Source organism: Massilia violaceinigra (assembly GCF_002752675.1).
Taxonomy (GTDB): Bacteria; Pseudomonadota; Gammaproteobacteria; order Burkholderiales; family Burkholderiaceae_D; genus Telluria_A; species Telluria_A violaceinigra.
Map to the genome: position 1 here is coordinate 2,655,349 of NZ_CP024608.1, position 12,209 is coordinate 2,667,557.

Annotated in this window: 9 protein-coding genes; 2 read left to right on the forward strand and 7 right to left on the reverse strand. The window is 63.5% G+C overall.

All coding sequences use genetic code 11. The features are described 5' to 3' along the window. Positions 1-4: 4 nt before the first annotated feature. The 5 genes from CR152_RS12155 to argH all read right to left on the reverse strand — a co-directional run bounded on the left by CR152_RS12155 (position 5) and on the right by argH (position 7,426). Entirely contained in the window at positions 5-2,134 is a 2,130-nt protein-coding gene (locus CR152_RS12155; RefSeq protein WP_267876236.1) for a DUF1800 domain-containing protein, read from the reverse strand. A gap of 244 nt (positions 2,135-2,378) precedes the next feature. Continuing rightward, positions 2,379-3,602, reverse strand: a complete 1,224-nt coding sequence (locus tag CR152_RS12165) for a M24 family metallopeptidase (RefSeq protein WP_099875143.1) — start codon at positions 3,600-3,602, stop codon at positions 2,379-2,381. 5 nt (positions 3,603-3,607) lie between these two features. Beyond that, the gene (locus tag CR152_RS12170) at positions 3,608-5,296 is read right to left on the reverse strand and encodes a TRAP transporter large permease (protein WP_099875144.1); all 1,689 of its coding nucleotides are present in this window, start codon (positions 5,294-5,296) and stop codon (positions 3,608-3,610) included. A gap of 36 nt (positions 5,297-5,332) precedes the next feature. After that, positions 5,333-5,917 carry a TRAP transporter small permease subunit gene (locus tag CR152_RS12175; RefSeq protein ID WP_099882246.1) on the reverse strand — a complete coding sequence of 195 codons (585 nt, stop codon included), beginning with the start codon at positions 5,915-5,917 and terminating at the stop codon, positions 5,333-5,335. A 111-nt stretch (positions 5,918-6,028) separates the two neighbouring features. After that, positions 6,029-7,426: an argininosuccinate lyase gene (gene argH, locus CR152_RS12180; RefSeq protein ID WP_099875145.1), complete on the reverse strand. Its 1,398-nt coding sequence runs from the start codon at positions 7,424-7,426 to the stop codon at positions 6,029-6,031. Between the two features lie 145 nt (positions 7,427-7,571). Here argH and CR152_RS12185 point away from each other — a divergent pair, with 145 nt between their 5' ends. Continuing rightward, positions 7,572-8,009, forward strand: coding sequence for a GNAT family N-acetyltransferase (locus tag CR152_RS12185; protein WP_099875146.1), 438 nt, complete (start codon positions 7,572-7,574; stop codon positions 8,007-8,009). 239 nt (positions 8,010-8,248) lie between these two features. On the opposite strand, the gene CR152_RS12190 is transcribed toward CR152_RS12185, so the two are convergent. Together CR152_RS12190 and CR152_RS12195 are read right to left on the reverse strand one after the other, a co-directional pair. Next, a complete protein-coding gene (locus CR152_RS12190) occupies positions 8,249-9,634 on the reverse strand; it encodes a YfcC family protein (protein ID WP_099875147.1) in 1,386 nt (461 codons plus the stop codon). Further along, on the reverse strand, positions 9,631-10,749 hold the full coding sequence (locus CR152_RS12195) for a succinylglutamate desuccinylase/aspartoacylase family protein (RefSeq protein WP_099875148.1): 1,119 nt from the start codon (positions 10,747-10,749) through the stop codon (positions 9,631-9,633). Before CR152_RS12195 ends, CR152_RS12190 begins: the two co-directional genes overlap by 4 nt. A gap of 218 nt (positions 10,750-10,967) precedes the next feature. On the opposite strand from CR152_RS12195, the gene CR152_RS12200 reads away from it, so the two are divergent. Beyond that, positions 10,968-12,209 (forward strand): cyanophycinase, encoded by a 1,242-nt coding sequence (locus tag CR152_RS12200; RefSeq protein WP_099875149.1) that lies wholly within the window; start codon positions 10,968-10,970, stop codon positions 12,207-12,209.

Genomic DNA, 12,209 nt, shown 5'->3' on the forward strand with positions numbered 1-12,209 from the left:
GCTCCTATTTCTGGACGATGAATTCGGGGGATGCCAGCACCAGCACCAGGGCGGCATAGATGCGGTTCAGGCGGGCGGCGTTGGTTCCTTTGGGCATGGAATCGATCCCGCCCCTGATCAGGTTGGTTGTCGCCGGCGCCAGTTGTCCCGCCACCAGCACCAGGTTCAGCTCGTCCACGAGGGTATCGGCCACATCGGCCATCGGCAGCAGGGCGCTGTAGTCGGCCTTGACGTCGCCCACGCCTTTGCTGACCACGGTCTGCATATAATTGATATAGCCGACCACGGTCGATTCATTGGTGATCTGAAACTCCGGCGCGACCATGCGCGCATTGGCGATGGCGCTGTTGGGCGGTACGTAGCCCGGACGGAAGAAATTGAACACCGTGCCCGAGCGGCCGGGACTTTGTCCCAGGCGCGTGGCGGGGTCGGATGTGTTGCCGATCGCCCAGGCGTCTGTCGCCGAGCTGGCCTTGAATGCGCGCGCCCACGCCGTAAAGCGCAGCACCGGTTCGCGCAGCTTGCCGAAGTTGAGGTCGCTCAGCCGGCTGGCGCTGCGCGCTTCGGTATCGAGCAGAATGGCGGACACGACCTTGGCCAGGTTGCCCTTGACGCCGTTATTATCGCTATTGAACACGGCGCTGACCCTGGCCACGTAGGCGGGCGAGGGATTGCTGCACACCAGGCGCTGGATCAGCTGGCGGCCGATGAACGGACCCACGTTCGGATGGGCGAAGATGGTGTCGAGCGCGCGGGTGAGGCTGGTCAGGCCGTCGGTGCCGGCGGCGATGCTGCTTCCCAGGAAATTCTTGGCGCCCGTTTCATGGCGGTTGGCCGCCACGATCATCGGGCGGCGCTTGTATTCCGGCGAATTGTTGTCGGCGCCGGCCATGTCGTAGTTCCAGCCGGTGAACACCCGGGCCAGGCCGGTGATGTCGTCCAGGGTATACGTTTCCTGCTGCAAGCCGCCGTTGAGCTTGGGCGTGCCGTCGTTGTTCAGCTGCACCAGGCCGATGGTAAACAGCTGCATGACTTCGCGCGCGTAGTTTTCATCGGGCAGGGAGCCGGTGGCCGGGTTGAACTTGACGTTGCCGCGATAGGTCAGATATTCGCCCATCGGTGCGCTCAGCGATACGTGCTGCAGCAGGGTGCGGTAGTTGCCGAAGGCGTGCGTTTCCAGCAAGTCCATGTGGGCGGCGCTGGAGAAATTGCTCCAGCTTGCGTTGAAACCGCTCAGGGACGCGACCAGGATTTCGGACAGTGCCAGGGTGACGCGCTGGCGCAGGGTGTCGGGCGAGACCACCATCTTGCGCCAGAAAGCGGCATCGTGGCCGGCTTCGGTGTTCTTGGATTCGGCGCCGTTTAATTTCTTTGCGACCAGGTAATCCCAGCGCGATTGTGACCGCGGCATGGCCATCTGTTCGGTGATCCAGCCGGCGTAGCCCAGCTGCTGCACCCGGGCGATCTGTTCGCGCGTGGCGCCCATCGACGCCTGCGCCAGGAAGCGCGAGGCTTCGGCGGCGCCGATTTTTTCCACCGGCGTGGGGGTAGGGGTTGGTGTTGGCGTCGCTGTTGGCGTCGGGGTTGGCGTCGGCGTCGGTGTTGGGGTTGGGGTTGGGGTTGGCGTCGGGGTTGGCGTGGGTGTCGGAGCGGCCGGGCCTGGGGCAGTCGGCGTCGGCGCGGTCGGCGTCGGGACGGTCTGGGTCGGTGTCGGCGCAGTCGGCGTCGGTGTCGGAACGTTTGGTGCCGGCGTCGGGACAGTCGGTGTCGTACCCGTCGGCGTCGGAACAGTTGGTGTCGGGACAGTCGGCGTCGGAACAGTCGGCGCAGGACCGGCCGGCGTCGGTACTACCGGGGTCGGAACGGGTGTCGGCGCCGGGATCGGCACGTTCGGGGCCGGCATGGTCGATCCGGGCAGAATCATCGGCGGCGCAGCCGGCGCAGGCGAGCTGCCGCCACCGCCGCAGGCCGCCAGGACCGCGCTCGACAACAGCGCGGTGGTGGCCGTGGCCACGGAGACGCCCGATTTTCCTTCATCGCCAGCAACATCAAGCTGGATGGTTGGCATGTGTTCGTCCAGATCGACGGCAGCGTCGGTCGCGACGTCTGCGTCGAGTACTTGTTGCTCTTGCATGAAATTATCCCGGTGTGTCCACAACCAGAGATAGTAGATGATTAGCGGAAACAAATAAACGTGGAGGTTTGTTTATTTTGTAACAACCCAGCGTTTTTATACTTCTTTGCAACACTGTTTCATGCAGGGCGGGTCGAAAGCGATGAAGTCTGAACAGTGAGTGAAGGACATTATTTTGTCCGCAATGCACTATTTCATTTGGCGCCGGACCGCCAACGTGGCGTCCGGCGCGCGCAGGGCGACTTCAGCGGCCCAGGCCGAACGGATCGTCGATCGTGTGCGCCGGTTGCGTGAACCACTTCGGTCCTGTCTCCGTCATATAGAAGTGGTCTTCATGGCGCACGCCGAATTCGCCCGGAATGCAGATCATCGGCTCGTTCGAGAAGCACATGCCGACGTCGAGCGGCGTGCTGTCGCTGCCGACCAGGTAAGGCCATTCGTGGATATCCATGCCGATGCCGTGGCCGGTACGGTGCGGCAGGCCGGGCAGCTTGTAGCCGGGCCCGAATCCGTTCGCTTCGAGCGAGGCGCGCGCCGCCGCATCGACCTCGCGGCACGGCACGCCCAGCTGCGCGGCCGCGAACGCGGCCAGCTGCGCCGCCTTCTCCGCATTCCACACAAAGCGCTGGCGCTCGCTGATCTCGCCAAAGACGTAGGTGCGCGTGATGTCCGAGATGTAGCCATGCAGCTGGCAGCCGGTATCGATCAGCACCACGTCGCCCGGCTTCAGGGTCTGGGCATAACTGACGCCGTGCGGATAGGCGGTCGCCTCGCCGAACAGCACGATGCAAAAATACGACCCCGGCGCACCGACCTTGCGGTGCGCGCGCGCGATAAAGTCGCTCACCTCCACCGTGCTGATCCCCTCATGCAGGATGCTGGCGGCGGCCTTGTGCACTTCGAGCGTCATGTCCTTCACGCGCTGCATCAGGGCGATTTCGGCTGGCGACTTGCGGGAGCGGCAGAACGCCGTGACCGTTTTGGCGTTTTCCAGCGCGTAGCCGGCCGCCAGCGGGGCAATGCCGTCGGCGATGAAGAAAGCGGCGCTCTCGCAGATGCCGATGCGCGGCGGCGCGGCCGTATCGGGCGCGATGCCCATGCGGCCCAACACGTCGACGAACAGCTGGTAGGGGCTCTCGTGCTCCTCCCAGCAATTGACCTTGCCCTTGACCAGCATGAAGTCGGTCAGCGAGCCTTCCTCGAACACCGGCGCGATATATTCGAGCGCGCCGCTGGCGGGCAGGATGGCGCCCACCATGCGTTCGCTGGCGTACCACTTGGTGCCCGTGAAGTAGCGCATGTTGGTGCCCGCGTTCAGGAACACCGCGCTGATGCCCTGCGCGCGCATGAAGGCCTGGGCCTTGCCGATGCGCTGCTCATGTTCTTCCTTGCCGATCGGCTCAAGGCCGCCGCTCATGTCGGACAAGGCGGCCAGCGCCTCGTCCATGCTTTTGCCGCCAATATTCATCGCGCTCATTTCGTTTTAGGGTCGGTTTCGGTATCGGTCGAGAAGTTCAGTTCCGGGGTACTGTCTTCATCCTTCTTGTCGGCGTCGGCCGCGGGCAGCTTCAGCGGTTCCGCTTCGCCGGCCGGGGCATCGAGTTTCAATTCAAGCTGCTCTTCCATGTCGACCTTTTTCTCGACCGAGACCAAGTGCGGGAAGGCGATGATCAGGCCGACCATGATGATCTGGATCACCACGAACGGAATCGCGCCCCAGTAAATATCGGAGGTCTTGACCTCTTTCGGCGCCACCGAGCGCAGATAGAACAGCGCAAAGCCGAACGGCGGGTGCATGAAGGAGGTCTGCATGTTCACGCCCAGCAGCACGCCGAACCAGACCAGGTCGATGCCCAGCTTATTGGCCACCGGCCCGACCAGCGGCACCAGGATGAAGGCCAGCTCGAAGAAGTCGAGGAAGAAGGCCAGCACGAAGAACATGATGTTGACGACGATCAGAAAGCCCATCACCCCGCCGGGAAGGCTGGTCAACAGGTGCTCGACCCACAGGTCGCCGTTCACGCCGCGGAACACCAGCGCGAACACGGTCGATCCGATCAGGATGAACATGACGAAGCACGACAGGCGCGTGGTCGAATTCATGGCTTGCTTGAGCAGGCTCCAGGACAGGCGGCCGTTCATCATGGCCAGCAGGATCGCGCCCATCGCGCCCATGCCGCCGCCTTCGGTCGGGGTGGCGATGCCGACGAAAATCGTGCCCAGCACCAGGAAGATCAGCGCCAGCGGCGGCACCAGCACGAACACCACGCGTTCGGCCATGCGCGAGAGCAGGTTCAGTTTCATGTAGCGGTTCGCCAGCGCGAACGAAAACGCGAGCGTGATGCCGACCGCGGTGGAGTAGATGCCCAGTTCGTCAGCGCCCAGTTGCGGGTGGCTTGGCCCCCAGGCCGCGGCGAACGCAAATGCCACCGCCACCGTGCCCACGACGAGAGCGAGCAGCGAGCGCACGCCGCTGTCGCCGTTCGGCTCACCGAGGTTACGCGCTTCGAGCGGCAGCGCCGGCACATGATGGGGCTTGAAGATCGACAGGGCCAGCACATAGCCGGCGTACATGGCGGTCAGCATCAGGCCGGGAATGAAAGCGGCCTTGTACATGTCGCCGACCGATTTGCCCAGCTGGTCGGCCATCACGATCAGCACCAGCGAGGGCGGGATGATCTGGGCCAAGGTGCCCGAAGCCGCGATCACGCCGGACGCGAGGCGCTTGTCGTACCCGTAGCGCAGCATCACCGGCAGCGAAATGAGCCCCATCGAAATCACCGACGCGGCCACCACGCCGGTCGTTGCGGCCAGCAGCGCACCGACGAAAATGACCGCATACGCCACGCCGCCGCGCACCGGCCCGAATAGCTGGCCGATGGTGTCGAGCAGGTCCTCCGCCATTCCCGACCTTTCCAGGATCAGGCCCATGAAGGTAAAGAAGGGGATCGCCAGCAGGGTGTCGCTGGCCATGATGCCGAAGATCCGGTTGGGCAGCGCCTGCAGGAGTTCGGGCTTGAGCAAACCGAGTTCGATGCCGACCAGGCCGAAAAACAGGCCGTTGGCGGCCAGCGAAAATGCGACCGGAAAACCGGATAGCAAGAAGATGACCAGCGCCCCAAACATGATGGGCGCCAGATTGGCGATGATGAATTGTTCCATGTGTCCCTGACCGAAGTGGCTGTTTGCGTAACTGCTCTAAGTGATCTTGTTGGCGGCTTTGATCGCGTCGATCTCGTCCTGCGGCGTGGTGACCTGCTTGGAAAACGAGCTGGCGTCGATACGTCCGGCCAGGAAGGCGACGCGCTTGATGATTTCGGAGATACCCTGCAGGATGATCAGGGCAAAAGCCACCGGCACCATCAGCTTGGCGGGCCAGACGATCAAGCCGCCGGCATTGCTCGACATTTCGGCGCTTTCGATCGAGATGCGGGCGAAGGGGATGCCGTACCAGAGGATCAGCAGCGAGATGGGGAGCAGGAACAGCAAAAAGCCGAACAGGTCGATCCAGACCTGGGTGCGTTTCGAGAAGCGGCCGACGATGACGTCGATGCGCACATGTTCATCGCGCTTGAGCGTGTACGCGGATGCGAGCATGAACATGGCGGCGTACAGGTACCACTGGATTTCGAGCCAGGCATTGGAACTGGTATGGAAGACGTAGCGGATCAGGGCATTGCCGGCGCAGATGATGACCGCTGCCAGCAGGGCCCAGCTGACGGCGCTGGCGATCTTCTCGTTCAGAGTATCGATCGCGCGCGACAGCGGAATGAAAAGTGACATGAGCATGGTGCTGGTATCTCCAGTAGTTTCAAACAAAAGTTCAAAAACAAGCACGGTCGCCGGCGTCTTGCGCGCCGGTCGACTAAAAACAGGTCACTGATGGTGCTGCGGCTACCCGGCCAGCTGGGCGCGCACGCGGGCAATCGCGGCGCGCACCTGGCGCGGCGCGGTGCCGCCCACATGGTCGCGCGCCGCCACCGAGCCTTCCAGCGTCAGCACCGCGAACACGTCGTCGCCAATCAGGTCGGAAAACTCGCGCAGCTTATCGAGCGACATTTCCGACAAATCGCATTTGAGGTCGTCGCAGGCGCGCACGGCGCGCGCCACGGCTTCGTGCGCATCGCGGAACGGCAGGCCTTTCTTGACCAGGTAGTCGGCCAGGTCGGTCGCGGTGGCGTAGCCCTGCAGCGCTGCGGCGCGCATCGCGTCCGGCTTGACCGTGATCCCGCCGGCCATGTCGGCAAAAATGCGCAGGGTATCGACCAGCGTGTCGACGGTGTCGAACAGCGGCTCCTTATCTTCCTGGTTGTCCTTGTTGTAGGCCAGCGGCTGGCCTTTCATCAGGGTCAGGAGACCGGTCAGGTGGCCGTACACACGGCCGGTTTTACCGCGCGCAAGTTCCGGCACGTCCGGGTTTTTCTTTTGCGGCATGATCGACGAACCGGTGCAGAAACGGTCGGCGATGTCGATGAAGCCGACCCGTGGACTCATCCAGATCACCAGTTCTTCGGACATGCGCGAGATATGCGTCATGATCAGGGCGCCGGCGGCGCAGAACTCGATCGCGAAATCGCGGTCCGAGACGGCGTCGAGCGAGTTGTGGCACACGTCGTCGAAGCCGAGCGTGCGCGCCACCCGTTCGCGGTCGATCGGGAAGGTGGTGCCGGCCAGCGCGGCGGCGCCCAGCGGCAGGCGGTTGACCCGCTTGCGGGCATCCTGCATGCGCTCGACATCGCGGCCGAACATCTCGACGTAGGCCAGCATGTGGTGGCCGAAGGTGATCGGCTGGGCCACCTGCATGTGGGTGAAACCGGGCATGATGGTGTCGGCATTCTGTTCGGCCAGGTCCGTCAGCGCCAGGCGCAGGCCGTTGAGCAGGACAACGATGTCGTCGATGGCGGCGCGTACGTACAGGCGGATGTCGGTCGCCACCTGGTCGTTGCGCGAGCGCCCGGTGTGCAGGCGCTTGCCGGCGTCGCCAACCAGTTCGGTCAGGCGCTTTTCGATATTCAGGTGGACGTCTTCCAGGTCGAGCAGCCATTCGAAGCTGCCGGCTTCGATTTCGCCTTTGATCTGGGCCATGCCGCGCTCGATTTCGGCGCGGTCGCCGGCGCTGATGATGTTTTGGGCGGCCAGCATTTCGGCGTGCGCGAGCGACCCCTGGATGTCGAACAGGGCCAGGCGTTTATCGAAAAAGACGGAAGCGGTATAGCGTTTGACGAGGTCGGAGACAGGTTCGGAAAAGCGCGCCGACCAGGCCTCGCCCTTCTTTGAGAGTTGTGCGGTCATGTGAAGAGTTCCTTTGCGTTACCTGATTATAAACAAGGAAAGCAGGCTGCGGGCAATTCCTGTTGGGGGTTGCACAGGTGTTCCGAATTCACGCGCGGCCCTTGCGCTCGTGGCGAACGAAGGTAGAATTGTTTCTTTTAAAGGGATGCGCCCAGCCATGTCCAATTTACAGATCAGTACCGACCGCTCGCAGCTCGACGTTCCGTTAATTTATCGCTTCCTGAGCGAGCAGTCGACGTGGGCCATCGGCATTTCGCGACCGGTAGTGGAGCGCGCGATCGAAAACTCCCTGTGTTTCGGGGGGTACGTGGACGGACGCCAGGTGGCGTTTGCGCGGGTGATCACCGATTTTGCGACTTTTGGTAACTTGGTGGATGTGTTTGTGATTCCCGAGTACCGGGGGCGCGGCTACAGCAAGGAGCTGATGAAGACGGTGCTGGCGCATCCCAGTCTGAAGGGCCTGCGCAGGCTGATGCTGGCCACGGGCGATGCGCATGCGCTGTACGCGCAGTTTGGATTCACGCCGCCGCAAAGGCCGGAATCGCTGATGGAGCGGTATTTTCCGAATATCTACGTCAGTTAAATGTGCTCGATTGACGGCACTGCGGCGTCGCTGCAGCTGGTGTCTGGTGAACCGCCACCCTCGAAACCGTCGTTCTAGCAAAACGTTACCCTCAAAACCGTCGTTCCCGCGCAGGCGGGAACCCAATTTCGTTGAGCCGGTGACTGTGCTACAAACTTGGGTTCCCGCCTGCGCGGGAAGGACGGTTTTTAGTTCAACGGTCCAATGCCGTCAGCCACCGACCTTTTACTGCGCTACGGTCAACTCCAGTTCATCAAACACGGCGGAATCAGCAACAGCAGCGCCATCACGAAATACCCCAGCTGCAGCGGCACCATCCACTTGGCCCAGGTCAGCCACGGAATGCGCGCCAGTGCCAGCACCCCCACCGTCACGCCCGACGTCGGAATCATCGGCAAGGTCAGTTCCCCGAGCTGGAACGCCAGCACCGCGGTCTGGCGCGTGATGCCCACCAGGTCCGCCAGCGGCGCCATGATCGGCATGGTCAGCGCCGCCTGTCCCGTCCCCGAGTGAATAAAGAAGTTAATCACCGTCTGGATAATGAACATCTTCTGCGCCGCGAACACCGGATTGGACGATTGCACCAGCGGCACCAGCGAATGCAGCATAGTGTCGATGATCTTGGCATCCTGCGCCAGGATCATGGTGCCGCGCGCCAGGGCGATGACCAGCGCGGTGCCGACCAGGTCGCGCGCGCCGTGCAGGAAAGCGGCCACGAAGGCGTCGCTGTCGAGCCGTCCGATGACGCCGACCACGATCGCCATCACCAGGAACAGCGCCGCGATCTCGTTGATGTACCAGCCGTAGCGAATCACGCCGACCACCATGGCGGCCATGAAGCCGACGAACAGCAGCAGCACCGTGCCGTGGGTGCGCGTCATGCCGGTGAGGTTATTGAGGGCGTCGCTGCTTTCCTTGCGCTTGTCGATATCGAGCGCGTAGGTCGGGCTGCGGGTCGGGTCCTGCTTGATGCGCGCCGCGTACCACATCAGGAACGCGATGGTGATCGCGGTCGCCACGAACCAGACGATCAGACGGTAGCCCACGCCCGAAAACATCTCGATCCCGGCGATATTCTGCGCCACGCCCACATTGAAGGGATTGAGGAAGGCGGCCGCGAAACCCACCTGCGCGCTGAGGAAGGGAATCGATACGCCGATGATCGAGTCGTAGCCCAGGGCGAGCGCCAGCGGCACGAAAATGAGCACGAACGGAATCGACTCCTCGCTCATGCCGAAGGTGGCCCCGCCCAGCGAGAAGATGGTCACGAACACCGGAATGAGCATCGCCCGCACAAAGGCGGAATGGGTATGCGCGCGCGCCACGCTGCGGATCATCGCGTCGAGCGCCTCGGTCTTTTGCAGCACCGCGAACGCGCCGCCGACGATCAGTACGAAGCCGATGATCTGGGCCGCTTCCTTGAAGCCTTTGATCGGCGCCATCATCAGCGCCACGAAGCCCTGCGGATTACTCTGCACGTAGTGGAAGGAGCCGGGATCGATGCGCGGCTTGCCATCGACCAGAACGGTCTCGTACTGGCCGCCCGGCACCAGCCAGGTGGCCACGGCGATCATCGCCAGGATCAGGAACAGCAGGACGAAGGTATTGGGGATGCGCAGTTTCATTGGCTCAGCAGCTTTCCGGCGCGGAAAGCCACAGGTCCTGCGATTTTACCGACCGCCATGCCGCGCAGCAGATGGCGGTGCGCGGTGCGGGCAAAGAACACGCCATCGACGCTGCAGCGCAGGGTGGTGGTGCGACCGCTTACCGGTTCGACCAGGTCGGCGATGGCGTCGCCGGCCACGACCTTCTCGCCCACCTGCTTGAGGAACACCACCACGCCGGCATGCGGCGCGGCGATCGGCTCCACCCCTTCGAGCGGCGTCGGTGCGCACAGGGGCGCGGGCAGCTCGGGCGGCGCCACGGCCAGTACGCCCGCATGCGCCAGGAACTGCAGCAGGGCGCGCGCGTCGCGCTCGGCCAGTTCGTAGCTCACTTCCATCTCGCCGCGCAGCTCCACGGTGGTCGACAGGCAGGCCGCGGGAATCGGAAAGCCTGGTCCGAAGTGCGCCGCCAGGTCCCACCACAGGCGGCTGCAAGCCTCGTCGAACGGTTCCTCGCCCGCTTCGAGCGCCAGCAGCACGCAGTGCGCCTGCATCAGCGCCGACAGCGGGGCCACCGCCTCGGCCAGCGGCGTGCCTGCATATATATGCAGCACCGCTTCGTTATCGCAGTGCAGATCGAGCACGATGTCGGCATCGATGGCCATCCCCAGCAGGATCTTCTTGAGCGCGTCGGCGTCGGTTTTCGGCTGCCAGGCGCCGACCGAATCGCGCGCATGGGCGCGGATCAGGGCCACGTTGGCATCGGCATCGGGCCCGAGCAAGCCTTCGAGCGAGGTTTTCAGGTCCTCGGCCACATGCTTGTAGGCGCGGTTGAAATTGGTGCCGGTCGACAGGTCGAAGCGGCCGAAAGGTGCGCCGTGGATGGCCTGGGCCAGCCCGATCGGATTGGCCGCCGGGACCAGGATGATCTCGCCCCGGATCTTGCCGGCCGCCTCCAGCGCCAGCAGTTCCGTGCGCAGGAACTGGGACACCAGCATGCCGGGCACTTCATCGGCGTGCAGGGCGGCCTGGATATACACCTTCTTTCCGGCGCCAGGCGCACCGAAATGGAAACTGGCCAGTTGCGAGGACATGCTGCTGTCCTCAAGAGAAATGCGATGGGTTTTTGCTTGCATGGTCGGGACCGTGAAATGACGTTGGCGGAAGTGTGGCATAAAAAACTGCCGCCGTCGTGCCCCGGCGGGCGTAGTTTGCGAATATGCGCCAGGGGCGCATTTCTGGAATACGACATATTATTTCTGAGCGGGGTATCATCTTGCTTGTACATAACATCGGCTGCGCCGCTGCCTCGCGCACCCGCAGCCCGACCTACCGAATAAAGGAAGAACCACCGATGCTGACCCTGGCCCGCCGATACCTGCAATTCCTGTTCCTCATTCTGCTGGCGGCAGCTCAGGTGCAGGCCGCGGCCGCGCCGGCGCCCGGCGTGCCGCCGGGCGGACCGAAAGGCTCGCTCGTGATCATCGGCGGCGCGCTGCGCGGCGAGAACGCGGCGGTCTGGAAACGCATCGTCGAACTGGCGGGCGGTCCGGGTGCGCGCATCGCCGTCTTCGGCTCGGCCTCGGCCAGCCCGGATGTCGCCGGCAAGAACAACGTCGAAGTACTCAATTCCTACGGCGCCGACGCCTTTTTCGTCCCGGTCGCCGTCAAGCTCGAAGGCGTCGACTACCGGGTCGCGGCCAACGACCCGGTGCTGGCCGCTGCGGTGCGCCATGCGGACGGCGCCTATTTCGTCGGCGGCAACCAGGCCCGCATCACCGAAGCGCTGCGCAAGAAGGACGGCAGCAGCACCCGCATGCTCGACGCGCTGTGGGCCATGTACCGCAACGGCGGCGTCATCGCCGGCACCAGCGCGGGCGCGGCGATCATGAGCGACACCATGTTCTACGATGCCAGTTCGGTGCTCTCGACCCTCAAGCGCGGCGTGGCCGACGGCATGGAACTGTCGCCGGGCCTGGGCTTCATCGGCAAGGACGTTTTCGTGGACCAGCACTTGCTGGTGCGCGGCCGCTTCGGGCGCATGCTGCCGGCCATGCTGGCCAAGGGCTACAAGATGGGACTGGGGATCGACGAGAATACCTCGATGATCATTCACGGCAACCGCGATGTCGAGGTCCTCGGCTACAAGGGCGCGCTGGTGATCGATTTGAACGGCGCCACCTTCACGCCGGGCGACTTCAACGTGAGTAACGCCAAGCTGAGTTACCTCGATAACGGCGACCGCTTCAACCTGTCGAGCGGAGTATTCACGCCGTCGCGCGAGAAGCTGGCCAACAAGCTCGATTCGGCCAAACCGTACTATCGCGGCCCGCTGTTCTTTGCCGATATTCTCGGTAACACGACGGTGGTGGACCTGATGCACCGCCTGATCGACAGCGACCAGACCGACGCCATCGGCCTGACCCTCGGCAGCCCGCGCGACCTGCAGCCGGAACTGGGCTTCGAGTTCCGCTTCAGCCGCACCAAGGACAGCATCGGCTACATGTCGGCCATTTCGGATACCTATTCGGTCTTCAACATCCGCCTCGACGTGCTGCCGATCCTGATTCGCCAGCCGCTGTACCAGTACAAGTAA

What these genes read in the sequence shown, in the direction of transcription:
- CR152_RS12185 (WP_099875146.1), top strand. Translation starts at nt 7,572, where the DNA reads ATGCGCCCAGCCATGTCCAATTTACAGATCAGTACCGACCGCTCGCAG.
- CR152_RS12190 (WP_099875147.1), bottom strand. Translation starts at nt 9,634, where the DNA reads ATGAAACTGCGCATCCCCAATACCTTCGTCCTGCTGTTCCTGATCCTG.
- CR152_RS12155 (WP_267876236.1), bottom strand. Translation starts at nt 2,134, where the DNA reads ATGCAAGAGCAACAAGTACTCGACGCAGACGTCGCGACCGACGCTGCC.
- CR152_RS12195 (WP_099875148.1), bottom strand. Translation starts at nt 10,749, where the DNA reads ATGCAAGCAAAAACCCATCGCATTTCTCTTGAGGACAGCAGCATGTCC.
- CR152_RS12200 (WP_099875149.1), top strand. Translation starts at nt 10,968, where the DNA reads ATGCTGACCCTGGCCCGCCGATACCTGCAATTCCTGTTCCTCATTCTG.
- argH (WP_099875145.1), bottom strand. Translation starts at nt 7,426, where the DNA reads ATGACCGCACAACTCTCAAAGAAGGGCGAGGCCTGGTCGGCGCGCTTT.
- CR152_RS12165 (WP_099875143.1), bottom strand. Translation starts at nt 3,602, where the DNA reads ATGAATATTGGCGGCAAAAGCATGGACGAGGCGCTGGCCGCCTTGTCC.
- CR152_RS12170 (WP_099875144.1), bottom strand. Translation starts at nt 5,296, where the DNA reads ATGGAACAATTCATCATCGCCAATCTGGCGCCCATCATGTTTGGGGCG.
- CR152_RS12175 (WP_099882246.1), bottom strand. Translation starts at nt 5,917, where the DNA reads ATGTCACTTTTCATTCCGCTGTCGCGCGCGATCGATACTCTGAACGAG.